The organism is Bartonella sp. AU15XJBT (assembly GCF_028618615.1).
Classification (GTDB): domain Bacteria; phylum Pseudomonadota; class Alphaproteobacteria; order Rhizobiales; family Rhizobiaceae; genus Bartonella.
Genome location: NZ_JAQITG010000002.1, coordinates 105,166 through 130,398, shown reverse-complemented (window position 1 = coordinate 130,398; position 25,233 = coordinate 105,166). Strand labels below are relative to the sequence as shown.

General features: G+C 38.6%; 23 protein-coding genes. 15 read left to right on the top strand and 8 right to left on the bottom strand.

Translation table 11 applies throughout. The annotated features are described in order from the left end of the window. Positions 1 to 13: 13 nt before the first annotated feature. From PVV57_RS01780 to PVV57_RS01770, 3 genes are all read right to left on the bottom strand, one after another. Entirely contained in the window at positions 14 to 919 is a 906-nt protein-coding gene (locus tag PVV57_RS01780; protein ID WP_273783317.1) for a hemin ABC transporter substrate-binding protein, read from the bottom strand. A gap of 11 nt (positions 920 to 930) precedes the next feature. Continuing rightward, positions 931 to 1,974 carry a hemin-degrading factor gene (locus PVV57_RS01775; RefSeq protein ID WP_273783315.1) on the bottom strand — a complete coding sequence of 348 codons (1,044 nt, stop codon included), beginning with the start codon at positions 1,972 to 1,974 and terminating at the stop codon, positions 931 to 933. 254 nt (positions 1,975 to 2,228) lie between these two features. Then, complete coding sequence (locus PVV57_RS01770) at positions 2,229 to 4,406, bottom strand: TonB-dependent hemoglobin/transferrin/lactoferrin family receptor (RefSeq protein ID WP_273717592.1); 2,178 nt, start codon at positions 4,404 to 4,406, stop codon at positions 2,229 to 2,231. Between the two features lie 255 nt (positions 4,407 to 4,661). Here PVV57_RS01770 and PVV57_RS01765 point away from each other — a divergent pair, with 255 nt between their 5' ends. Beyond that, positions 4,662 to 5,441, top strand: coding sequence for an energy transducer TonB (locus PVV57_RS01765; protein ID WP_273717591.1), 780 nt, complete (start codon positions 4,662 to 4,664; stop codon positions 5,439 to 5,441). A 1,029-nt stretch (positions 5,442 to 6,470) separates the two neighbouring features. On the opposite strand, the gene PVV57_RS01760 is transcribed toward PVV57_RS01765, so the two are convergent. Further along, the gene (locus tag PVV57_RS01760; RefSeq protein WP_273783314.1) at positions 6,471 to 8,564 is read right to left on the bottom strand and encodes a lytic transglycosylase domain-containing protein; all 2,094 of its coding nucleotides are present in this window, start codon (positions 8,562 to 8,564) and stop codon (positions 6,471 to 6,473) included. Between the two features lie 250 nt (positions 8,565 to 8,814). Between PVV57_RS01760 and dapA the strand changes: the two genes are divergently transcribed. Both dapA and smpB read left to right on the top strand, forming a co-directional pair. Continuing rightward, the gene (dapA, locus tag PVV57_RS01755; protein ID WP_273783313.1) at positions 8,815 to 9,699 is read left to right on the top strand and encodes a 4-hydroxy-tetrahydrodipicolinate synthase; all 885 of its coding nucleotides are present in this window, start codon (positions 8,815 to 8,817) and stop codon (positions 9,697 to 9,699) included. A gap of 18 nt (positions 9,700 to 9,717) precedes the next feature. Continuing rightward, positions 9,718 to 10,194: an SsrA-binding protein SmpB gene (gene smpB / locus PVV57_RS01750; protein WP_273717588.1), complete on the top strand. Its 477-nt coding sequence runs from the start codon at positions 9,718 to 9,720 to the stop codon at positions 10,192 to 10,194. Positions 10,195 to 10,237: 43 nt separating this feature from the next. Here the strand turns inward: smpB and PVV57_RS01745 are convergent, their stop codons facing one another. Then, entirely contained in the window at positions 10,238 to 10,906 is a 669-nt protein-coding gene (locus PVV57_RS01745) for a uracil-DNA glycosylase (protein WP_273783354.1), read from the bottom strand. A 561-nt stretch (positions 10,907 to 11,467) separates the two neighbouring features. Between PVV57_RS01745 and rpoZ the strand changes: the two genes are divergently transcribed. The 11 genes from rpoZ to panB all read left to right on the top strand — a co-directional run bounded on the left by rpoZ (position 11,468) and on the right by panB (position 20,856). After that, entirely contained in the window at positions 11,468 to 11,866 is a 399-nt protein-coding gene (rpoZ, locus tag PVV57_RS01740) for a DNA-directed RNA polymerase subunit omega (protein WP_273717587.1), read from the top strand. A 128-nt stretch (positions 11,867 to 11,994) separates the two neighbouring features. Beyond that, positions 11,995 to 14,217 carry a bifunctional (p)ppGpp synthetase/guanosine-3',5'-bis(diphosphate) 3'-pyrophosphohydrolase gene (locus PVV57_RS01735; protein WP_273717586.1) on the top strand — a complete coding sequence of 741 codons (2,223 nt, stop codon included), beginning with the start codon at positions 11,995 to 11,997 and terminating at the stop codon, positions 14,215 to 14,217. A 16-nt stretch (positions 14,218 to 14,233) separates the two neighbouring features. Then, a complete protein-coding gene (gene pyrE, locus PVV57_RS01730) occupies positions 14,234 to 14,812 on the top strand; it encodes an orotate phosphoribosyltransferase (protein WP_273717692.1) in 579 nt (192 codons plus the stop codon). A 94-nt stretch (positions 14,813 to 14,906) separates the two neighbouring features. Further along, a complete protein-coding gene (locus PVV57_RS01725; RefSeq protein ID WP_273717585.1) occupies positions 14,907 to 15,521 on the top strand; it encodes a DUF2062 domain-containing protein in 615 nt (204 codons plus the stop codon). Further along, positions 15,518 to 15,919, top strand: a complete 402-nt coding sequence (gene acpS, locus PVV57_RS01720; RefSeq protein WP_273717584.1) for a holo-ACP synthase — start codon at positions 15,518 to 15,520, stop codon at positions 15,917 to 15,919. Before PVV57_RS01725 ends, acpS begins: the two co-directional genes overlap by 4 nt. A gap of 80 nt (positions 15,920 to 15,999) precedes the next feature. Beyond that, complete coding sequence (gene lepB / locus PVV57_RS01715) at positions 16,000 to 16,812, top strand: signal peptidase I (protein WP_273717583.1); 813 nt, start codon at positions 16,000 to 16,002, stop codon at positions 16,810 to 16,812. Next, the gene (gene rnc / locus PVV57_RS01710; protein ID WP_273717582.1) at positions 16,793 to 17,500 is read left to right on the top strand and encodes a ribonuclease III; all 708 of its coding nucleotides are present in this window, start codon (positions 16,793 to 16,795) and stop codon (positions 17,498 to 17,500) included. Before lepB ends, rnc begins: the two co-directional genes overlap by 20 nt. Next, a complete protein-coding gene (gene era / locus PVV57_RS01705; protein WP_273717581.1) occupies positions 17,493 to 18,398 on the top strand; it encodes a GTPase Era in 906 nt (301 codons plus the stop codon). The genes rnc and era overlap by 8 nt, the downstream gene beginning before the upstream one ends. A gap of 10 nt (positions 18,399 to 18,408) precedes the next feature. Continuing rightward, complete coding sequence (gene recO / locus PVV57_RS01700) at positions 18,409 to 19,155, top strand: DNA repair protein RecO (RefSeq protein WP_273717580.1); 747 nt, start codon at positions 18,409 to 18,411, stop codon at positions 19,153 to 19,155. Between the two features lie 28 nt (positions 19,156 to 19,183). Beyond that, positions 19,184 to 20,044: a pantoate--beta-alanine ligase gene (panC, locus tag PVV57_RS01695; protein ID WP_273717579.1), complete on the top strand. Its 861-nt coding sequence runs from the start codon at positions 19,184 to 19,186 to the stop codon at positions 20,042 to 20,044. Then, complete coding sequence (panB, locus tag PVV57_RS01690; RefSeq protein WP_273717578.1) at positions 20,041 to 20,856, top strand: 3-methyl-2-oxobutanoate hydroxymethyltransferase; 816 nt, start codon at positions 20,041 to 20,043, stop codon at positions 20,854 to 20,856. Before panC ends, panB begins: the two co-directional genes overlap by 4 nt. Before the next feature lie 588 nt (positions 20,857 to 21,444). Here panB and PVV57_RS01685 read toward each other — a convergent pair. Continuing rightward, positions 21,445 to 22,062: an HD family hydrolase gene (locus PVV57_RS01685; RefSeq protein WP_273717577.1), complete on the bottom strand. Its 618-nt coding sequence runs from the start codon at positions 22,060 to 22,062 to the stop codon at positions 21,445 to 21,447. Beyond that, on the bottom strand, positions 22,055 to 22,927 hold the full coding sequence (locus PVV57_RS01680) for a folate-binding protein YgfZ (protein ID WP_273717576.1): 873 nt from the start codon (positions 22,925 to 22,927) through the stop codon (positions 22,055 to 22,057). Before PVV57_RS01680 ends, PVV57_RS01685 begins: the two co-directional genes overlap by 8 nt. A gap of 65 nt (positions 22,928 to 22,992) precedes the next feature. Here PVV57_RS01680 and PVV57_RS01675 point away from each other — a divergent pair, with 65 nt between their 5' ends. Then, on the top strand, positions 22,993 to 24,321 hold the full coding sequence (locus PVV57_RS01675; protein WP_273717575.1) for a dihydroorotase: 1,329 nt from the start codon (positions 22,993 to 22,995) through the stop codon (positions 24,319 to 24,321). Positions 24,322 to 24,738: 417 nt separating this feature from the next. Here the strand turns inward: PVV57_RS01675 and PVV57_RS01670 are convergent, their stop codons facing one another. Further along, positions 24,739 to 25,110 carry a TIGR02301 family protein gene (locus PVV57_RS01670; protein WP_273717574.1) on the bottom strand — a complete coding sequence of 124 codons (372 nt, stop codon included), beginning with the start codon at positions 25,108 to 25,110 and terminating at the stop codon, positions 24,739 to 24,741. Positions 25,111 to 25,233: the final 123 nt, after the last annotated feature.

Genomic DNA, 25,233 nt, shown 5'->3' with positions numbered 1-25,233 from the left:
GGCGCTACCAATTCTATCCGTTTTTACCGTTTTGGTTTGCTCCATAAAGCATATGAATAAGTTCTCTTGATGCGTATGCAGTGCGTGGACCAAATCCTAAAAGGTACATAGCATCCATTTGTTTAATAGCATGATTTTTGGCGGCAGTTGTTGCTTGAATTGCTGGTATAGCTAAAAGCTTTTCAAGATTAAGAGATCTTCCACTATGTGTTATAAGCAAAATAGCATCAGGATTTGCTTTCAATAACGCTTCGTTATTGAGAAGTTTATACCCTTTATAATCAGTAATGGCATTGACACCACCCGAAAGCTTTATGATACCATCAGCGGCTGTATCTGTTCCAGATGCCATGACGCGCCCATTTTGCACGGACAAAATAAAAAGGACACGCTTTGGCTTGGTTACTTTTGCCAAAAGAGCATCATTGTCTACAAAATCACGGCTCACTTTTTGAATTAACGCAGCGGCTTCTGCTTCACGATGGACGGCTTTGCCAACGAGGCGAATTTTTTCTATGACACTTTCTCGAGAATAGTCTTCTGGTATGATCACGATAGGGATTGATGTTTTCTTGAGAATTTCAATTGTAGAAGGAGGCCCACTTCCTTCAACGAGCAAGATTCCTTCTGGAGCAAGAGACAGAACACCTTCAGGGGAAAGAGCACGCATATAGCCAAGCACAGGAAGTTTGAGAGCTTCTTTGGGATAAACACTTGTACTATCACGAGCAACAAGTTGATCTTGTGCACCTAATGCATAAACAATTTCCGTTAAAGAACCGCCAATAGAGACAATTCGTGCATTTTCAGAAAAATGTGTGGTAGGCTCAGCTACGACTCGTTGAGAAGAGAAGCTAAGAGAAAGCAATATAAAAAGAAGAAAAAAACTTAATTGTCTGCGCAAAAGAAGTATAAGCATATTTTATCTTTCTAAGCGACGACTAATTCTTGATAGGGAGGAAGAGACTTCAATAAAGAACGCCAATCCTCACGCTCTTTTTGACCTTCTTTGCGCAAGCCAAAGAACTGAACAATCATTTCATCATTTTTATCGAAAACTTCAAGCGAACTGACATAACCATCACGGGTAGGTTTGCGAACATGCCATACACTAGAAATTCCAGACGTGAGTAAATGGAGGTCAAACCCTGGATCAAGAACATTAAGCCAAGGCCCCATTTGCTTAATATTTTTTACAGTCCCACTAAAAATTTGGATACACCCCTTATTACCAACAAAGCACATAATTGGTAGTTCTTGTTGTGCAACTTGGTTAAGCATTATTTCAACAGCATCTACCTGTAATGCATCAGCAAATTCATTGCCAGCATATTTTACAGCATGATGCCGATTCATTTTAAATTCGGAAATAATTTTGTGAAGTTGGTGTACATCTGTCATTTTTCGCCAACGATCCCGAAAATTCTCAATATCCAATTCTGTTATGTCACACTGGACTGGAAGAGAAACGGGAAGAATGTCAAGAACAGGGGACTGATCTTCAAGAAGAAGCTTTTCAACAAGTTTATTCCACTCTTCCATATTGGTCATAGCTTTAGAATAGACTTTAAAAATAGCAACGCCATGCTGATCAAAGAATTGTAGACTTTTTGTAGGTTTTCCAAGAACAACGACATCATATTCAAAACCGAACTTCCATTGTTTTGTAAAAATACGCAAATCAATTTCACCAAGTGTTATAGGAATATGTTGGTTTTGAACAATTTTTTCAAAACGTCCTGTTATTTCGTGAACAGCATGTTCGTTTCGTGTTAAGACCATGACTGTTCCAAGTCGAGGTGCACTCTCCAAGAGAGTAGCAACATCAGCTTGTAGTCTTTTTGCCTTTCCAACGGTACAATAGGCCGCAATAAGTTCCGCTTCAGATACACCAATCGAAACCGCAAAATCGCGGTTTCGCATTTCTTTTTTTTCTTCACGCAAGCGAAGAATCATTTCAGCTGTATATGCCATGGACTTTACCTTATTTTACTTTCACTCAAAAACTAACTTTCAAAATTTACAATTCTAAGGCAATAGATCAAACTCTTTTAAGAGCTCAATCTATCACAAAATAACGCTCTATCGCCAACAGCCGAACAATCAAAAAACGATAAAAAAGGAAGAATTAAAACTTTTCTATCAAACCCTTGTAATTTTAAAGATCTTGAAAATAGAAACACAATAATTGATCCTTTTATCGATACGATAACAGTTAACAGAAGTGACTAAAACTTTTGTACGAACGACACCTTAAAGTTACGACCAGGCTGGCTATAATAATCCTTCGGTGTTGAACTTTTACCTGAAGGAAGTTCTGATGCATTCCAATATTTTGTATTGAAAAGATTGTAAACACCGGCTCTTAAAATAGGTCCCGTTTCACCGAATGGTTTCCACCACCCTGTCATATCAACGACATAGTATCCTGGAATTTTTTGGTAATCAGATGCTTTAGCTACTTTGTCACGTTTGGCTGCCAAAGTGAGGATAATATCGCTTCCCCAAACCTCTTTTGCATACCCTAATCCGATAACTGCTTTCAAAGGAGGAATTGAGTTAAGATACTCCTTTTTATCAAGATCTTTTCCTTGTGAATAAGCAAGGGCAACATTGCTATGAAAACCATTTTTAAGAACTAAATGCGCTTTTGTTTCAACACCAAAAATTTGTACGCGGAAACGATTCATGTAATGCCGACGCGCAAATTTGAATTCCTCTGATGGACCTTTATCCTCAGTATCTATGAAATTCTTATATTGGTTGATAAAGGCATTGAAGGAGCCACCGAAATTTGCATTTCCATACCGTAGACCAACATCATACCCATTGCTTGTTTCTGGTTGAAGATCAGAATTTCCTTTCACGTAATAAGCAGAAGGTTTGATATAAGAAACGTAAAGCTCTGGAATACGCGGTGCACGAAAAGCTTGTGCCCACTGAGCATAAAGCGTTACTTGATTACGAACATCCCACTCCATGCGCAATTTAGGAGAAAAGCGTGATCCACTTCTTTCTGGAGGAAATTTATCAGAAATCAGCGCTTTCTCATAAGAAGGCGTTTTCTGAGGAATATATTTGTACCAATCATATCGGACTCCCGGCGTTACACGAAAACGATCATCAACGAACCCAACTTCATCTTCAAAAACAAAACCTAAATTGTAACCATTCGTGTCTGGTGAATCTGATCGATTAGCAGGAACGAAAAGACATCCTTTCGCATATTCTTTCACATGGCAATTGTCTTTGCCTAACAAATAGTGATGAAATTTAGATGAGGAAACATTCATTGCAAACTTTAACGTATGACTTACAGTGCCAAAATCTACTTTTTTAAGTGCATCAGCATTGAACCCATAATTGATATTACGCAAAAAATTATCTCTCAAATAATCCCCTTTAGGTGCTGAAACACGAACGCCAGTCAAAACGTGACGACTTGATTGCCTTTGCCAATAAAGCAGCCCACGAAACGCATCAAGAAACGCATCGCCATTACCATTATAATCATAAGAAAGAGAAAAGCGCTCACGAATTTTATTATCCCGATCATAAACGGAACCTAGAGCATATCTTGCAGATTCATTTAATGAATGTGTGTTACTATTATGACCAAAACGTTCTGCGGTAAAACCAAGCCGATGATTATCACTCAAATATTGATGGATTTTAAAAAGTAAGTTATTTTTATCAAAGTTAGAAGGGTTTTTACGCGTGCGTTCCTGATATCCTCCCACTGTTCCCATATTTTTGCGCTCATGACCTTCTACATAAGACCCTTGAAAAAGCAAAAATGTTCGGTAATTACGCACAGCAAAAGCTTGATTAACGCGCCAACTGTTATCAACAGAATGATAACCACCTTTTATAAGGCTTCCCCAATTCTTTCCCTCCCCGATAAGGTCTTCAGGATTAAGAGTACGCAACGCAATTATCCCCCCAAGCGCCCCAGAACCATAAAGACTAGAATCTGACCCTTGAATAGTATCAAATGTAGAAAGCGCATTGAAATCAAAAGTTGTATTCCCACCTCTACCACGGAATATATCATCAAACCATGGAAGAGAAATACCATCCATCGTTGTAATAACACGGTTTGCATCTAAACCACGAACAACGAAACTGTTATTTCCTGAGTTATAGGAGACAGAAGGATTAAGACGACTCACGTCATAAACATCAGTTATTTGTTTTTCATCAATATTCTTGTCGGTTTTACGATCAGTTAGAATGGTTATTGAATTCGAAGCATCTTCTATTCTTTTTCCTTTAATAAGGATTGGTTTGAGCTCAGTCACAACATTCTTATCACTGTTTTGTGCAAAAACAAATGAAGGCATACAGACCGACAATGCACCTAAAATCACACAGCTTTTATGGATATTTTCTCGTCTTATTCGCATAACTCATTATAACCTTTTTTTTTAACATCCCCTCTCTAAGCTTGAAATTTACATATAAAAATGCCCGTAAAAACGCTTGACTTAAGCCTATCAAAAATTAGCCAACCAAGCAGGAATGATTTAACAACATAAAATCACAGAGAAACCATATTAAACATGATAAAATCAGTCAAGAAAAAAGTTGCAATTTCAAAATAGCTTGTTTTAATGAGATGAAATATCAATATTGCACTTAGAATAGCGGCGGAAGAAACGATGAACTTTGCAAATACCAGGCAGTTATCAACTCTTTGGATTGGTGCATTTGTTGGCGCTCTGTCTTTGCATATTGCATTGGGAGCACAGTTTTATTTTCGAAAGACTGGCGTCAGTAATGGTATGCTCTCGTCGACGGTGATGTTAACTCTTGCCCAAGAGAGTGTATATCTGGATGCTGATGTAGATTCGTCGAATCCAGATCATGATACAGATTTATCAAATATCAGCATGAAATCAGAACTATTGCAGCCAGATCTTGCTGAGCAAGAGCCAGAGATATCGGAAACGGTGGATGAAATTCAACCGGAAGAGCTCCAGCATACTGTAGAAAAGGATGATTTTACAGTAAAATCTTTGGAAGAATCTCTTCCTCAAAAAGTAGAAGATAAAATTTTTGAGAAAAAAACAATACCAAAGACAGTTGTAAAGCAGCCACCTGTAAAGGCCGTGCGTTCACTTAATGCCAAACAGAGCGGCAGTACAGCAGGGCTTGAAGATATGGTGTTAATGGAGTGGTTAGCGAAGGTACAGTCGCAATTAGAGAGGCAAAAAAATTATGTGGTAGGACAGCGTACCAGTCGAGCAAAAGGAACGGTGAAGTTAGAATTTAGGGTGCATGAGCGGGGGAGTATTTTTTCTAGCCGTGTCGTCGTTTCTGCTGGAGATCCAGAACTCGATCGATTGGCTATGGCAGCCCTTCAACGCGTTGGTGCTTTTCCTCCCCCTCCACCATCAAAAGTGAATAAAACGATCAGAGTATCCTTGATATTTAGCTGATTTTTTATAAGGGGCTCTATTTAGATAATATATTGATTTAGAATGATTGTTTATCATTTTATAATTTGAATGAAATATAGTTCTCTCCAAATCTTTTGACATTAAATCAATCAAAACCATTTGCTTAATATGGTCATAAGGGAGATCATGGATAAAAAAACTTTAAGAGTAAACATATTTCTTATAAATGCTCTAAATGAAAGGGCTGTTGCAACGTTGAGCATTCGGGGCTGATAGGGCTATAGCTTTCATCTCATTAAAGGCAATATATTCTAATTGATTTTTATACCATTCGTGAGAGGCTTTTCATAAGCACTCTTCGAGTTCAACATTGTGAAATGAACTTAGAAACATTAAAAAGTGCTTTTTAAAACAAAATAGGCATAAGCGAAGTATACTATTTGGGCTAAATATTCTGCTTTGTATGAAAGATGTGAGCTTATCTATAAAATGAAAGAAATAAAAGGCAAAGCTTCATCTGCATATCTTAAAAGATATTGATATGTTTGAAAGTTGTAAAGCTGAATGAAAAGGGAAGGGGCAGGAGGATATTTTTTATCTTTAAGGTTTTCTCACTCAATGAGTCTGTGTTTTTGCTTTAGAGATGATCCAAACAGATATACGTAATAATGCACGCCTATTGAGTATAGAAATGTTGTAAGCAGAAAAAATATCTTCAAAACATGCTGTTGTACAAGATTTGAATGTTGATGAATAAGCAACAGTAAAAGAATGCGCTATTCATTTTACTCTTTTTACATTGTGACCTCTATTGATATTATTATTTATGTGTTGAGAAGAAATGCACTATTTGTACAACATAATGATTTATAAGGATAATTCATTATGTTGTATTTGGAATGAGTGCCTCAAATGGCGTAGGATTTTTCCACTTCAACTCTATTGATACTGAATCAATTAAAGTCATTGACTTGCATGTTAAAAGTGAGGCCGTATGTGGTTACTCTTTTAAGAAGGAATAAAAATGTCTCTTAAAAACGCAATGCTCTTGGGAAAGATTAAGGCATATTATTTCCATCGACCAGAAAGCAGGTCGGTTTTTATATCTATTTTTCCAGTGAGTCTTGCTTTGTAGACACCGTAATTTTCCATGACACGCATCACGTAATTCCGTGTTTCCGTATAAGGGATACGTTCAATCCAATCAATGATGTTATCGAGAGATTGTCCTCTAGGATCGCCATAACGTTTGATCCATTCATCGACCCGACGGGGACCTGCATTATAGCCAATAAGAGTGAGTATATAGGATCCATTAAAACGTTCCAATTGTTCATTGAGAAAATGGGCCCCTAATGTCACATTATAATGAGCATCACTGCTGAATTTTTTATGAGACCATGCGATTGAGTATTTTTTTGCGAGTGCTTTTGCGGTTGTAGGAAGCAATTGGAGTATACCTTGTGCACCTGCTTTTGATATGGCTGTTGGATTAAATTCGCTTTCTTGGCGTGCAATGGCATAGATAAGCGATTTTTCTTCTACAGAAATATGCGCAGAAGCTGGTATAGCGCCTAAAGGATGAGAAAGCGCCCCGACATTTTTCCCCTGAAAAGCAGCCATTTTTCCGATTTTGAGGCTGGTATAATAGTCACCATTTTTTTCTGCCATAACAGCCAGAAGAGCTAATTCACCAGGGCTTTCTATTTTTTTTCCGAGTTCTCTATAAAAAACTTTAGCAAAATCAGCATATCCGGCTTCTTCAAGACGTTGAATTGCTTTGATCGCTTTTCGTGCACTAAAATGTTGTCGCTCAGCGGTTGTTGGTTTAGGAAAGGAGATATTAAGCTTTTTTTGGTTGAGTCGTGCAGCGGCTAATTGACCATAATAAGTTGCACCAAAATGAGCTGCGCGATGAAAGTAAAGCTGAGCATTTTTGTGTTCTCCTAGCGTTTCTGCTGTTTGTCCCATCCAGTAATATCCACGTGATGCAGAAAAAGGTAAAGAAGAGAGTTGAGGAAGACGTGAAAAATGCTGCATTGCCAATTTAGGGTTATGAAGGAACCGTAGTGCGTACCACCCTGCATGAAACTCAGCATCGACGGCTAATGCGGATGTCATGCCAGTGTGCATCGCAACGAGCTGATAAGCTATTTGGGGTTTGTTTAAATCGAGCATTTCCCGAGAAAGGGCGCGTTGTTCTTTCCACAATGAATGAGGGTTCATAAGATGGAAGGTATCTTTTGATGTTTTCATCATCAGTGTTGCGGCGGCATCATATTGCTTTGTTCGCCGAAGATGGCGCATTCGAGCAAACTGGAAGAGAGGATCTTTTTTCCATATTCTCTCTATAGCTTGTAATTTTTGTGTCGCTCTGGGATCATTTTTTTCAACGGCCACAAAAGCATCAAAAAGAGATTGAGCACGGGCTAATTTTGCAACGCGTGCCGCTGAATCAAAACGATGTGCATACAGCATAAACTGCATGCGTTTTAAATGATCAATAGGTTTTAAGGCAGCGCTTGCATTTTTAAGAACAAATACTTCTTCTTTTGCATTAAGCGTTGTTTTATGCCACCACGGTGCAATAACATGTTGAGCACGGGTAATTTGTCCCGTTGCAATAAGTGCTTTAGCGAAGATTGCCATGCCTTGTGCTGTGAGAGGGGAGTGATGAGAAAATTTTTGGATGATGACACGTGTGACATTGGTTTCGTTAAGAAAAGCACGTTCAGCATTGCGTTGCATCGTTTCTATACCGGGCCATCCTTTTAGCATATTGATTGCGTTATATATTTCAGAACTTGGTATATTATCTTGGTTTGATAGCCCCAGCGCCCATGTCAGAATATCACGATCAAGGCTATGTTTTTCCATTGAATTACGCAGGTTTATTGTTTTTGCAACATTGTTGTTTGCAAGGGCATCTAGCCCAGCTTTTAGTTGTTTGAGTGTCGCAGTATTGTGCGATGTCGTGTGTCTTTGTTGAAGAGGTTCTTGAGCTTCTTGTTTAACAGTAAAGGGGGTAGGGCGTGCCGAAGGGATTGGTGCTTTCCCATGTAAAAGAGGTGTTTGTGCATAGGCACTTGAAAATAAAGTTTCTATTGCCAGTATAAGTGCAGTAAAGGTTGATACGAAAAGAGAGGTGGAAAACACACGCATAGAGAAAAGACCTTAAGACCTTGCTTTTTGTAAAAACTTAAGGGGTTATAGAACACAAGCATGAAAAACGCGTTAATACAGATGGCTTATTTTAAAGAAATGTTCAAAATTTAAGGAGGGACATGTTCATCTTATAGAGGCTTTTTTTGAAATTCATCTTGCTTCAATGATAGAGCAAGATTATGCTCTATTTAAAATTTATAAAGGCGATTATTAAAAAAATAAAAGCGAACATTATAGGGAGTTTATCATGCTCAAGGGAGCTATAACTGCGCTTATCACACCGTTTGATCAGAAGGGTGCAATTGATGAGAAAGCGTTTTGTGATTTTGTTGAATGGCAAATCACACAAGGGATTAACGGTGTAAGCCCTGTTGGGACAACAGGTGAATCAGCAACTTTAAGTCATGAAGAACATAAGCAAATTATAGCATTGTGTGTTGAGCAGGCCGCAAAGCGTGTTCCTGTTGTTGCTGGAGCAGGATCCAATAGCACAAGTGAGGCTATAGAGCTTGCACAATACGCGCAAAAAGCTGGTGCAGATGCCGTTTTGGTTGTGACCCCCTATTATAATAGACCCAATCAGTCTGGTTTATATAAGCATTTTTCTTCCATTGCCAAAGCTGTTTCTATTCCGATTATAATTTATAATATTCCGGGTCGTTCTGTTATCGATATGGCTGTGGAAACGATGAAAGACCTTTATCAAGATTTTAACAATATCATTGGTGTTAAAGATGCAACGAGTAGAATTGAGCGCGTGAGTGAACAAGGTGAAAAGTGTGGCAAAGATTTTGTGCAGCTTTCCGGTGATGACTGTACAGCATTAGGTTTTAATGCACATGGAGGTGTCGGATGTATTTCAGTTTCCTCCAATGTTGCTCCAAAACTTTGTGCAGAGCTTCAAGCTGCTTGTTTTCATGGTGATTATAAAACAGCACGGGAATTAAATGATCGCCTCATGCCTCTAAACCGTGCTGTGTTTATCGAACCTAGTCCAGCAGGTATTAAATATGCTGCTGCAAAATTGGGAATTTGTGGTGAGACTGTGCGTTCTCCGATTGTTCCATTAACAGAGAGCACAAAGAAGGTTATTGATACAGCCCTTAGTCATGCTGGTCTTTTAAAAGCATAAAATGATATTGAAAAAGCCATGAATAAAAAAAAGAACGCGCCCGTACGGAAAATAATTGCTGACAATCGTAAAGCACGTTTTAATTTTGAAATCCTTAATAATCTTGAGGCCGGTCTTGTTCTTCAAGGAGCGGAAGTGAAGTCTTTACGTTCTAATCATGCGAATATTGCTGAAAGCTATGCTAGTTTTGAAAATGGGGAATTATGGTTAATAAACAGCTATATTCCTGAATATACGCAGGCTAATCGTTTTAATCATGAGCCGCGGCGGTTGCGTAAGTTATTACTTTCAAAACGTGAGATGGCACGCTTTTTTAATGCAACATCCCGTGAAGGAATGACACTTGTTCCTCTCAAACTGTATTTTAATGAACGTGGGCGTGTTAAGTTAGAGATTGCGCTAGCACGTGGGAAAAAACTTCATGATAAGCGCGAAACGGAAAAAAAACGTGACTGGGGACGTGAAAAAGCAAGACTTTTAAAAAGATATGGATGATCGATTGGGATATCCTTTATTTATAGCGCTTTTTAAAACAATTTTAGCATTGATCTAAGTATGTTTTTGCTGCTTGAAAAATTTGGTGAAACATAGCGTCTGTCAAGCGGCCAGTATTTGTATTATAACGAGAACAGTGATAGCTTGAAAAGATGCGTAATCTGCCAATGTTATTGATTTTGCCATGTCCAAAAGGGTGAGCTAAAACTTTTGCATTAAGAGCACGTATCGTTGAATGGTGTGCAATGGAGCCTAAGGTAATAACGGCTTTAAGTTTGGGAAGATTTGTTAAAAGAGGCGAAAAAAACGAGCGGCACGTGTTAATTTCTGCACCGGTAGGTTTATTTTCTGGTGGAACACAACGAACAGAGTTAACAATTGCAGCATCAATCAGTTCAAGATTATCGTCTGCTTTTTCTTCAAAGGTTCCTTGGGCAAAACCGAATTTTTTCAAAGTGGAATAAAGTAAATGTCCAGCATAATCACCCGTGAATGGACGTCCAGTTCGATTGGCTCCGCGTAATCCAGGCGCAAGACCAACAATGAGAAGACGCGTTGTGTCTGCTCCTTTATAGGGAAAGAAGGGGCGTACCGGTGCGTTATGCCAACTTGGTTCTTTCACACGCCAGTCAGCGATAAACTGATGGAGCCTAGGGCATAAATTGCAATTTTGGGGAGGCTCTGGGCAAAGGGATGTTAATGGGCTATTCATGGCGTTAGGCATCAATTTTTTATTCTTTTGAGTCTTTTATGGCGTATATGATGGGGCATGTTTTGATAAACAATCTAGAATATAAATAAACTGCTTTAGAAGAAAGTTTAATATAAACTTATGGCTAATTCTGATGTAACAAGAAGCAATCTTTCAGTAAGTTATTCGATGAATAAGAGTGCAATACATATGCTGTTCAAAGAAAAAATTCTATCTTTCATAAATATATTATCATAAAAAATGTGCATAAGGCTGTTGTTATTGAAAAATATTTCCAAGAGCTGGTATTTCTTTTAAAAGGATAAAGACTCTAAAGAAATATTTTGTCAAGAAACGCCTTCCTTTGCTTCACTCCAATCTATTGGAATGCTTTTAAGAGAAGCTTTGATAACGAGTGCCAATAGGATATACGTTTTTTTATAAAGTTTCCAAGAATTTTTTCCAATAAGTTCTTTAAGCAAAAAATATGAAAGCTTGTGTTGTTTTTCTTGTGTTTTATTTTGATTATTGTATATACTGACCACCCGCTATTAATTTTTTTTATTTGAGAAAGAGGCATAAATGGCCCGCGTAACGGTAGAAGATTGTATTGATAAAGTTGATAACCGCTTTGAATTGGTACTTTTAGCAGGTCATCGGGCGCGTCAGATTTCACAAGGAGCGCAGATTACAGTTGATCGTGATAATGATAAAAATCCAGTTGTTGCTTTGCGTGAAATAGCAGAAGAAACATTGTCGCCTGCTGATTTAAAAGAAGATCTTATTCATTCGCTGCAAAAGCATGTGGAAGTAGATGAGCCAGAAATGGCAAGTGGATTTATCACTCATTCAAGTGAAGCTGAAAGTGTTTTTAATACATCATCGCAAGAAGAAGGAACTTCATTTGATCATATGTCAGAAGAAGAGCTTTTAGCGGGTATTGAAGGTTTGGTTGTTCCAGAAAAAGGTGAAGATTATTAATTGCGGTGGTTGATATTACAGGAATAGAGATACCTTGTCATGTAAGGAGCAGTTATTTTTCTTGTCTTTTGTTGATAAGATGTGTTCAATAAGGATTAGAAGTGTGAAAAGATAAAGGATATGCGCGTATGATGCGTCAGTGTGAGCTTGTTGGACGTGTTCAGCGTTACAAGTCTGACGTAGATGAGGCTCTTTTAAACAGAGCTTATAATTATGCAATGAGAAAGCATGCGCATCAAAAGCGTGCTTCAGGTGATCTTTATTTTTCTCATCCTTTAGAAGTTGCTGCTATTTTAACAGATATGCGGTTGGACGAAGCAACGATTGCTGTTGCTCTTTTGCATGATACAATTGAGGATACAAGTGCTACACGAGCAGAAATTGATCAGCTTTTTGGTTCTGAAATTGGGAAGTTGGTTGAAGGGCTTACAAAGCTTAATAAGCTTGATCTTGTATCCAAGAAAGCTGTACAGGCAGAAAATCTTCGTAAACTCCTTATTGCCATTTCTGATGATGTTCGTGTTCTTTTAGTCAAACTTGCGGACCGCCTTCATAATATGCGGACCCTTGGTGTTATGCGTGACGATAAACGTCGGCGAATTGCTGAGGAGACAATGGATATTTATGCGCCACTTGCGGGCCGTATGGGTATGCAGGATATGCGCGAGGAATTAGAGGACCTCTCTTTCTTTTATTTAAATCCAGAAGGTCATCGTACGATTACCAATCGACTTTCTGAATTATTGAAGCACAACCGTGATTTGCTTTCCACAATTGAAAATGAATTGACAAAACTTTTTTGGGAAAATGGCATTAAAGCAGATGTTAAAAGCCGTCAGAAAAAATCTTATTCAGTTTTTCGCAAAATGGAAAGTAAAGCATTATCTTTTGAACAGTTATCGGATATTTTTGGATTTCGTGTGATTGTTGAATCCGTGAATGATTGTTATCGTGCTCTTGGTGTCATCCATACGACATGGCCGATGGTTCCTGGTCGTTTTAAAGATTATATCTCTATACCAAAGCAAAATGATTACCGTTCTATTCATACAACTATTGTGGGTCCTTCAAGACAACGCGTTGAATTGCAAATTAGAACGGCTGCCATGAATGAAGTTGCTGAATATGGGGTTGCGGCCCATTCCATATATAAAGAGAGGGGGTCCAATTATTCGACTTCAAAATTATCAAGTGAAATGAATGCCTATGCATGGTTGCGTCAAACGATACAATCTTTATCTGATGGAGATAATCCGGAAGAGTTTTTAGAACATACAAAACTTGAGCTTTTTCAAGACCAAGTTTTTTGTTTTACACCAAAAGGTCGATTAATTGCTTTTCCTAAAGGCGCAACACCTATTGATTTTGCTTATGCCGTCCATACAGACATCGGTGATTCTTGTGTGGGCGTAAAAATCAATGGTCGTATTATGCCTTTAATGACTAAATTAAAAAATGGTGACGAAGTTGATATTATTCGTTCGCATGCTCAAGTTCCACCGGCTGCGTGGGAATTTCTTGTTGTCACAGGTAAAGCACGTTCAGCCATTCGACGCGCAAGCCGAGCCGCGGTACGTAAGCAATATTCGGGTTTAGGATATCGTATTCTTGAGCGTTCTTTTGAATATATGGGAAAACAATTTTCAAAAGACGTTTTGAAGAAAGTTTTGCCACGTTTGGCACGTAAAGATGTAGAAGATGTATTGGCTGCTGTTGGGCGTGGAGAACTGTTTTCCGCTGATGTGATTAAAGCAGTTTATCCTGATTATCAAGAGCGTGTGGTCCAAAAGTCATTTTTTAAGCCTGGGGAAGAAGGGTGGTTCAATATTGAAAATGCTCAAGGTATGATTTTTAAGGTTCCAGAAAATGAAAAGGATGCAATGGTCGAGAATCATCAATCTAGAGCATTACCTATTCGAGGAACCCGGGGAGATATACCTGTACGTTTTTCACCAGAAGGAGCTGTGCCTGGAGATCGGATTGTTGGTATTATGCAACCAGGCGCGGGGATTGTTATTTATCCAATACAGTCTTCGGCTTTAATGGCGTATGATGATCAACCAGAAAGATGGATTGATGTCCGCTGGGATATTGATGCCCAAATGAATGAACGTTTTCCTGCACGGATGAATATTTTGGCTGTAAATCGTCCTGGTTCTTTAGCTAAAATTACGCAAATAATTTCTGCTAACGATGCCAATATCCAAAATTTATCTTTTATCCGTACAGCACCAGATTTTACAGAAATGATGATTGATTTAGAAGTTTGGGATTTAAAACATTTGAATCGTATTTTTTCTCAATTAAAAAATGCAGATTCAGTCAGTACAGTACGGCGGGTTCATGGATAACAAGAAAGATTTTGCAATGAATACACAAGATGTCATTGATATTTTTAAACAAGCAGATGCTATTCTAGAAGGGCATTTTATTTTAACATCGGGGCGCCATAGTGCGACTTATATGCAAAAGGCAAAAGTGTTTATGCATGCTGACTTGACGGAAAAGCTCTGTCGTGGATTAGCTGAAAAAATAAAAGAATCTATCGAGGAACAAATTGATTATGTCGTTGGTCCCGCAATTGGCGGTCTTATCCCTTCCTATGAGACTTCACGTCACCTTGGAGTTCCTTCTCTTTGGGTGGAGCGTGTCAATGGTGTCTTTGAATTGCGTCGTTTTGAAATAAAGAAGGGTGCACGGGTTGTTATTGTCGAAGATATTGTGACAACGGGTCTTTCCATTCGTGAGACTGTTGAGGCGCTGTCGGCAGCAGGAGCAGAGGTATTGGCAAGTGCATGTATCCTTGATCGTTCTGGTGGTAAAGTTGATGTTGGCGTTCCATTGATTGCGCTTGCTGAATACGAAATAGCCTCTTATGCGAGTGATGCACTTCCGGCAGATCTTTCTGTTCTTCCAGCGATTAAACCAGGCAGTCGAAATATTTAATTGTTTTTCTATTTTTTTTTATGCAAAAACTTAAAAAGATTAATTTGGATGATATAGATTATTTCATCATCAAAAGATGTATATTGAGAGTCATATGCTTTTTCGTCGTCGAGAACCAATAGATTTTGTAACGCGTATTCGACTTTGGTTATGGCCACGTCGTTCATTTTCTCGCTCATTTTCTTACATCTATAAACGTATTTTGCGTATATCAGCATCACCGCATGAAGTTGCATTAGGGTTTGCTATTGGCATTTTTTTAGCCTGTTCCCCTGTCTTTGGGGTGCATATTATCTTGGCAATATTTTTTTCTTGGATTTTGCGTGCAAATTTTGCGGCTGCAATCATTGGGACGGTTTTTTCTAATCCACTCACGTTTTTATTGATTGTCATGGCTGATTATAAAGTAGGGTATTTTTGTTTATCGCTTTTTAGGGATGTCAATGAGATTTCTCTTTCTCAAATTCGTGCGCTGTTTAATGGTTTGACAATGTCAAATTTTTCTCTTCTTTTTAAAGGTGCATGGGATACAATTATGAGGCCTATGATTTTAGGTGGAACCCTTTTAGGTGTTGTTTTTGGTGGTGTATCTTATATAGGTGTTTACAGGGCAACGGTTCGTTTTAAACAAAAGCGATATCAAAAGATTATAAAAAAAAGGCGTTTAAAGAAGCGTTCATCGAAAGAAAGATCGGATAATATCTTATGATTGTTGGTCTTGGAAATGATTTGGTTGATATACGACGGATTGAGAGAATGTTGGTTCGTTATGGCGAGCGCTTTATCCAACGTATTTTTACGGATATTGAAAGGAATAGATCCGAAAAATTCAAGAAAAATTCTTCTTCTTATGCGAAAAGATTTGCCGCTAAAGAAGCATGTGCTAAAGCCTTAGGGACGGGAATCGCTTGTGGTATCAATTGGAAAGACATGGGGGTGGTTAATTTGCCATCTGGTAAACCAATCATGCAATTAACAAATCGTGCGCAAGCGCAACTTCAGAAGTTATTACCTCCTCATCATGATGCGGTTATTCATCTCAGCATAACAGATGATTTTCCTTGGGCGCAGGCATTTGTTATTATTGAAGCACTTCCACGTGGATAGATGGCGTGAGAGATTGTGCTTTTATTATTTGAATATTATGATGAAAAAAAGTTATATTTGTGATGAGAAGGCAGTTGGTGATGATCCAAAAAGATAAAGTGCATAAAAAAGAAAAAAAAGGTGGGATTCTTGAATTAATTTCTGTTTTAATACAGGCTTTGCTTTTAGCAGCGTTTATTCGGACACTTTTTTTCCAGCCTTTTAGTATCCCTTCCGGTTCAATGCGTCCTACTTTATTAGTGGGGGATTATCTCTTTGTTTCTAAGTATGCATATGGGTATTCTCGTTTTTCTATCCCCTTTTCTCCTCCGCTTTTTTCTGGGCGTATTTGGGCATCTCAACCTCAACGGGGAGATGTGGTCGTTTTTCGTTTACCAAGTAATCCGAAGATCGATTATATAAAACGCGTTGTTGGGTTGCCAGGTGATCGTATACAAGTTCGTCAAAGTGTTCTTTATATCAATGATGAGGCTGTTTCGCGTCACTTTATGGGGGAGATTGATAATTCTGATATAACGGAAGTGAATTATCCTGTTGAGGTCTATCGCGAAACACTGCCTAATGGTGTTAGCTACGATACGCTTGATTTAGCGTTCATCCCAAAAGTTGATGATACAAAAGTCTTTGAAGTTCCTCAAGGACATTATTTTATGATGGGTGATAACCGCGACAATTCAGATGATAGTCGTTTGGATGTAGGCTATGTTCCAGAAGAAAATCTTATTGGTCGTGCGAGCGTAATTTTCTTTTCTATCAGTAACGGTTCAAGTGCTTGGCAGATTTGGCGCTGGCCATTTGATGTGCGTTGGAAACGTTTGTTTTCTTTCATAAATACGGTTCATGATTTGCCGCTTATCAAGCAAGGAAACAACGATGAAACGTCTCATGATTGATCAGCTTTTCAAGCTGACGGGGCATCGTTTTAAAGATGAAGAAAAATTAAAAAGAGCATTAACACACGCAAGTGTACAAGATTCGGAGCAGGGGAATTATGAACGACTAGAGTTTCTAGGTGATCGGGTTTTAGGGCTTTTGATTGCAGAGATGCTGTATCAACTTTTCCCTCAGGCAAGTGAAGGTGAATTATCAGTCCGTTTGAATCATCTGGTCAATGCGCAGACATGTGCTGAGATTGCACGCGAGATGAGGCTGCCTGATATGATCCAAGTTGGTTTTGAGATGAGAAATTTTGAAGGGCGTCGACTCATCAATATGCATGCAGATGTCGTGGAAGCTTTGATTGCTGTGATGTATCTTGATGGAGGATTGGAAAGCGTTCGTCCTTTTATTCAAAAATATTGGCAAAGTCGGGCAAAGAAAATGGATGCTGGTCGACGTGATGCCAAGACAGAGTTACAAGAATGGGCGCATATCCAAGGCAATGCACAACCACATTATCAGGTTATCAAACGTTCAGGTCCAGATCACGATCCTGTTTTTATGGTAGAGGTCAGTATTTCAGGTTTTGCTTCAGAGGTTGGGCAGGGGAGCTCTAAAAGATATGCCGAAAGAATGGCCGCTGAAAAAATTTTGCGACGAGAGGGTGTCTGGAAAACTGTGGGAAAAAATGATCATGAGTGACGTTATGAAAACGCGTTCTGGGTTTGTTGTGCTTATTGGAATGCCTAATGCCGGTAAATCGACATTGGTTAATCAATTGGTTGGAACAAAGGTTTCAATTGTAACGCATAAAGTACAAACAACACGAACTTTAATCCGCGGTATTGTCATTCATGATGATGTGCAGATTGTATTGATCGATACACCAGGTGTTTTTCGTCCCCATAAGCGTTTAGAACGTGCCATGGTCTCTGCTGCTTGGGGAGGGGCTAAGAGCGCTGATGTTCTACTCGTTTTAATTGACGCTCAAAGTGGTCTTTCGGATGAAGTTGAGATGATGTTAGATATTGTAAACACTATGAAACAAGAAAAAGTTCTTGTTCTAAATAAGGTTGATACAGTTGTTAAATCATCTCTTCTAGCGTTAACCACTAAAATCAATGAACGTGTAAAGTTTGCGCAAACATTTATGATTTCTGCTCTAAACGGTTCTGGTTGCAAGGATTTACTTCATGCGTTGAGTAACATGATGCAGGAGGGGCCATGGTATTATCCGGAAGATCAAATTTCCGATATGCCTATGCGTCATCTTGCTGCTGAAATCACGCGTGAAAAACTTTTTCTTCGTCTTCATGATGAACTTCCTTATTCCTCAACGGTTGAAACAGAAAGCTTTGAAGAGCGTTTAGATGGTTCAGTTAAAATTAATCAAGTTATTTATGTTGAGCGTGAGAGTCAGAAGAAAATTGTTTTAGGAGCAAAAGGCGATACAATTAAAATGATTGGTCAAGCAGCACGCAAGGAGCTTATGGAAATTATGGATCAAAAGGTTCATCTTTTTCTCTTCGTGAAAGTGCGCAATAATTGGGATACCGATCCAGAACGTTATCGCGAAATGGGATTAGATTTTTTAAAATAATTAAAATAAAATGAAGTGGAAAGAACAAGCTGTTATTCTTGGGGCGCGCCAATATGGTGAAACAAGTGTTATTCTTGAGATTATGACGCGTGAACATGGTCGTTATATGGGCGTGGTAAAAGGGGGACGTTCGCGTCGTATGGCAGCTCTTCTTCAGCCTGGAAATTGTGTGGAGGCTGAATGGAGTGCGCGTTTAGAAGAACATTTGGGACTTTTTCGCCTTGAAGCACTTGATCTCCATGCGGCACGATTAATCTGTCTACCAGAAGCACTGTATGCTTTGCAATTGATTGCTTTTCATTTGCGGCTTCTTCCTGAGCGTGATCCGCATCCCATTTTATATGATATTTTACATCTTTTTATGCAGAATTTTGATGAGCTATCTGTCATTGCAGAATTGCTGGTACGTTTTGAAATGCGGCTTCTTGAAGAACTGGGTTTTGGTCTTGATTTATCTTGTTGTGCTGCAACAGGTCGTAAGGAAAAGCTTTATTACGTATCGCCAAAATCTGGACGGGCTGTCTGTGAAGAAGCAGGGGAGCCTTGGAAAAAAAAACTTTTCATTCTCCCACAGTTTCTTGTGCAAAGAGCGACCCGTCCTGCGGATTTTAAAGATATCATAAATGGTTTTAACTTAACGGGTTTTTTTCTTATGCGTCATGTCTGGAAGCCACGAGATATAAAACAGCCATCGGTGCGCATGAATTTGATACAGTTGTTTGAGCGTCGATTTGGTATACAGGCATTCATTTGTTGATCTGATAATAATTAAATAGAACGGGAAAATGAAAATTTTAAAGACAATTGCTGAAGTTCGTCACTATCTTTCAGAAGAACGACGGTTAGGTTTTTCGATTGGTTTTGTTCCAACAATGGGAGCACTCCATGAGGGGCATCTTGCACTAGTACAGCGTGCAAAAGCCATGTGTGATCGCGTATTGGTTTCTATTTTTGTCAATCCAAAGCAATTTGGACCTCATGAAGATTTTGCTCAATATCCAAGAGATTTGAGGAGCGATTGTGCTTTATTAAAAAAAGCAGGTGTTGAATGTGTTTTTGCTCCTTCTGTCGATGAGATGTGGCCATCGGGAAATGATACAATTGTGCAAGTGGAAAAACTATCACGTATTTTGATGGGAAAATTACGTCCAGGGCACTTTTGTGGTGTAACGAGTGTTGTTGCGAAGCTTTTTAATATTGTTCAGCCCGATAAGGCTTTTTTTGGAGAAAAGGATTTTCAACAAATTTTAATTGTTCGGCGTATGGTTGAAGATTTAGCTTTTCCTGTTGAAATTATTGGAGTCCCTATTTTACGTGAAGCAGATGGTGTTGCACACTCTTCACGCAATAAACTTTTAACATTAGAAGATCGTAAAGCAGCAAAAATTATTCCTAAAAGTGGAAAAGCTGCTGAAAAGCTTTACTATGAAGGTGAACGGTCGGTTGATAAGTTATGTAAAGTTGTTCGTGATATTTTACAAAAAGAAACGCGTGCAATCATTGAAGCAATAGATTTACGGGATATGGAAACTTTATGCATGGTCAAAGGAAAATTGAATAAACCAGCAGTTTTACTTCTTACTGTCCGTTTTGGTGAGGTAAGGCTGATTGATCAATACATATTGCAAGAGAAGGGCGAAAAATGAGTGTACATAAAATGGTAAAGCGTATAACATCTTCTCAAATACGTGCAAGAAAGGGGCAACAGCCGATTGTTTCTTTAACAGCTTATCAAGCTTATACTGCGCGGATTGCTGATCCCTATTGCGATATTCTTTTGGTTGGTGATAGCGTTGGTATGGTGGTGTATGGGTTCGAGACAACACTTCCTGTTAATTTGGATATGATGATTTTACACGGGCAGGCCGTGGTACGTGGGTCTCAAAAAGCTCTTGTCGTTATTGATATGCCTTTTGGCTCTTATGAGGAAAGTAAAGAGCAGGCTTTTTTAAATGCATCGCGTATTTTGGCACAAACGGGATGTGGGGCCGTTAAGCTTGAAGGTGGTGTTTATATAGCGGAAACAATAGATTTTTTGTGTAAACGGGGCATTCCAGTGATGGGACATATTGGTCTTACTCCCCAGGCGGTGAATCGTTTTGGTGGCTTCAAAACACAAGGACGTAAGGAGAGTGATTGGCAAAGAATTGAAGACGACGGAGCAGCGATTGAAAAGGCAGGTGCTTTTGCTATTGTTTTGGAAGGGATTGTCGAGCCTTTAGCCGTAAAGCTTACAGAAAAGCTTTCTATTCCAACCATCGGTATTGGTGCATCTAATCAATGTGATGGACAAGTCTTGGTGATGGAAGATATGTTGGGTTATGGTGCTCACGTGCCCAAATTTGTACGCCGTTATGGAAACCTTGAACAAGCCATGGAAACCGCAATCAAGAACTATGCAGAGGATGTCACATCCCGTGCTTTTCCAGCGGAAAAGGAAGTTTATAAACTGACATAGATTTTAGTTTAAGGTGAAACGTTCGACAAGAGAACATTTGTCTATTTTTATAATGAATGTGCATTATTTTATATATTTTGTATGCAAATTTTAGCTGTGATTTTTTCCATTGTTTGAATGGAAGCAATTGTCTCATGCAAAATAGAACGCCATTGAGATGCTAATTTACGTGCTTAAAAAAAAGAAACATTTCAGCACCTAATTTCACTCTCGAGGGTGTGCTCGTGAATGGTATAATGGTGAAGTTTTTGGGAAGTATATAAAATTTATAAAGCACGACCATCTTTACATTTCATAAAAAAGCAAGCGGGAACCATCACACACTTTGCCAAATCTCAATGTGCGATAAGCGCTTGGCACTTGAGATGATTCATAAGAGGCATTTTTAGTCCTCTTGTACAGTTTTTATCTACATGACCCATCTGCTTATGACGTACAAGAAAATGATTTTGATTGATTGAGTATAAGAAGGTTTGCAATGAGCAAATATTACGATATTCGGGTCTCTCATTCATCATGAAAAACACTGAATTATTATAAATCAGTGTGATGAGTCTGTAATGACAAGAAATCAACAATGCGAAGAGTCTATAATTTTGGGGTATCTAAATCATTAAAGCGAATTAAAAAGGCGTTTTCAATTTGTTGTGTAGAGTAGGGGTGTAAATGAAGATCATCGGATGAAATATTATTAGGAGAGCCAAAATAGCGAAGGGCTTCTTCTGTATTAAATCCAGCAAGCATGATCGCTTCATGATATGCAGCAATACGGTCGGCTTGTTTGATTTTTTTTACGAGTTTTTGAGAAAGATCAACGGGAAGAGAAAAGCGCATATGGATCGCATCTTGGATGCACTTTTCAATGCGTTCATATTGTTTTCCTATGATAGCTTTAAAGGGTGAAATCATATCGCCGATGACATATTCTGGTGCATCATGAAGGAGAGCGCAGAGACATTCATTCCTCGGCGATTGTGGAAAAAGTTTTTGAAATATTTGTTCAACCAAAAGTGAATGTTGTGCAACCGAATAGGCATGCTCTCCTCGTGTTTGACCATTCCAGCGTGCTACGCGAGCAAGTCCGTGGGCTATATCTTCAATTTCAATATCAAAAGGAGAAGGATTGAGAAGATCAAGTCTGCGTCCAGAGAGCATTCTTTGCCAAGCGCGTGCTTCTCCATTTTTTAATAATTCAGCTTTAGCCATGTGTGTTTTCTACAGTATTTTCAGGAAAGGTAAAATTCATATTTTCAGCAATATGTATGGTGACAGGAATGTTTTTTACGGTAAAGGGAATATTATGATCCATAGCATCTTTGACGTGGTCAATACGCATTAAAGCAAGAGCTTCATTTGCAACACATGTTCCCAAGTGGCCAAGCACTTTTGTTCCTGCTTCAATGCTCGATTGAGGGGGGAGATTACACTGGCTTTTTATAATTAAAATACGGCGACGTGCTGCGCGGCGATGGTGCATTCGTGAAACAATTTCTTGTCCAATATAACACCCTTTGTTAAATGCAAGTCCATTGATTTGATCGTAATTAATATCATGAGGAAAGACTTTGCCAACTTCATAGTCTTGACCACTTTCTGCAATTGCATAACGAATACGCAATTGATTCCATGTGTTATAATCTTCTGCTGCCAAAAAAGGAATTTTTCCATAGATTCGTATTATTTTTTCTTGTTTTGGGAAGCGTTTATCAACAAAACTTGAATCAAAATTTAAAGTATCTGATTCATTTTTCCAAGAAACTGTGACAAGCTCTTGTAATGGTTGTGTAATTTCTACCTTTTTACGCAGTTTATAGAGCAACAGACGCTTGTAGAGAGTATCGGCCAAAGACATCACAATATCAATAAAATAACCAGCCTCTCTTTTACCGATAAGAAAATCAGCAAGGACCTTTCCTTGTGGGGATAAGAGAGCTCCAGGAAAAAGTTCTTGGGGACTGATTTTTTTGACATCTGTTGTGATCAGGGATTGTAAAAAATCTGTTGCTTCTTCGCCTGTAATTTGAATAATCCCGCGGTTTTTTAAGCAAATGGCATTTTGTTTTTTAATCATGGTTCTTGCCTTTCTGCTCAAAGTTACATAATCGATAAGTGAGCAATATGTAAGGAGCTTGGCCTATGTTTAAAACATTTGATACAATTTTTAAAGGTGCAACACTTGTGAATCATGATGGAAAAAGCAAACGTGATATTGGTGTTACAAATGGTCGTATTGCTGAAATTGGCGACCTTACATGTACATCGGCTGGTGAGGTGATTGATTGTACGGGGCTTCATATTTTGCCGGGAATTATTGATAGTCAAGTGCATTTTCGTGAGCCAGGCAATGAATATAAAGAGGACTTGGAAAGTGGCTCATATTCTGCTGTGTTAGGAGGGGTTACAGCAGTATTTGAGATGCCTAATACCAATCCATTGACAACATCAGAAGAAACATTAAGCGATAAGGTTAAGCGCGGATTTCATCGCATGCATTGTGACTTTGCATTTTGGGTTGGAGGAACGCGTGAAAATGCTCATGAACTCTCTGAATTAGAAAGACTTCCTGGTGCCGCTGGAATTAAAGTCTTTATGGGATCTTCTACCGGTGATCTTTTGGTCGATGATGATGAAAGTGTACGCCTTATTTTGAAAAATACACGCCGTCGTGCAGCTTTTCATTCTGAAGATGAGGAAAGGCTCAAAGAGCGTAAAATACTGTGTATTGGAGGGGATGCATCTTCACATCCAGTTTGGCGTGATGAGATTGCGGCGTTAAAGTGTACGCAGCGTTTGGTAAAAATTGCTCATGAGACAAAAGCACGCATTCATGTGTTACATCTTTCGACAGAAGAAGAAATTGATTTTCTAAAAAAACATAAAGATGTCGCAACAATTGAAGTGACTCACCATCATTTGACTTTCACGGCTGATGATTATAAACAGTTTGGTACATTAATTCAGATGAATCCACCTATTCGTGAACCGCGCCACCGTGAAGCTCTTTGGTACGGTGTTCAACAGGGGATTATTGATGTTTTAGGCTCAGATCATGCGCCTCATACTTTGGAAGAAAAGCTTCAATCTTATCCCTCTTCACCTTCAGGAATGACAGGAGTGCAAACAACAGCAGCAATTATGTTGACCCATGTGAATGCAGGAAAAATATCCCTTGAGCGTTTTGTTGATCTCACTTCACATGGCCCTAGTCGTATTTTTGGTATAAGCTGTAAAGGACGTCTTGCTGTCGGATATGATGCTGATTTGACCATTGTTGATCTTAAGCGAGAAGAAGTTATTACGAATAGCTTAATTGGTTCGCGGGCCGGTTGGACACCTTATGATGGTCAAAAGGTTAAAGGTTGGCCGGTTGGGACTATTATCCGTGGTATGCGTGTTATGTGGGAAGGTGAAATTGTCACACCTTCACAAGGCGAGCCTGTTAAATTTATAGAAAATTTGGTGTAAACAGCATAAGTTGTATCTTGTTGTGTCAAAAATACCATCTTTTATAGAGCGATGATGTGATATAAGACATATCAACCTCTTTGACACATAAATGTTTTTGTAAAGTGCGTGATGAATGCTCTTAGGCTTTTTTGTAAAGTCGTAATTAAGCACATCACATGAGTGGGAAGCCAAGTGGAACGCACGAGCACTTGGGCTATTTACAGACCAGATTGGATTAAGAATCGTCATTCTTTAAGGGGGGTAGGAAGCCAAAGGATGATTTTCTACAGAGAAAAGGCCGCATAAGAATAAAAGCATATCGAGGGATTATTCTTCAAAAGTTTCTTTATTTTTAAAAGCAACTTATTACTCCCTTCATTTGTGAGGGGGGCTCATTGATATCACTTAAATTGAAGGAGATGCTTTTTATACAAATTATTTGTTATAATGCATGAGAAGGTTTTCAGATAAAGCTCTTCCTTCCTCAAAGTATCTTTGATTGGCTTCAATGGCGGCTTGTGTACAATGATGATAATTTTCTGAGAAAGCACGATACGCTTCATTAAATGCTTCATAAAAATAAGCGCGTCTTTGTGGAATAGGGTGTTCTGCTTCAATGAGTGCGTTCATATAATCATACCATTGGTTTGTTGGAGGTTCACAAAGATTTTGGAGAGAATGCAATGATCCTAAAATTTCTGCGAGGCGAAGTAATTTTTTCTCATAAGGTGGAGATTGTTGCGCGAAGGTTGGCATTGAAATGACAAGGAATATTAAAAGAATGATTTTTCTCAATTTATTACGCATTATTTTTTATTACCTTCTTTGAATAAAACGCTGTACAAATAAATAATTATGTCATCAGAACGATGTTAAAAAATAGGGTTAATTGCGACATTATTCTCAATGATTGATTATAAAATATAGGGC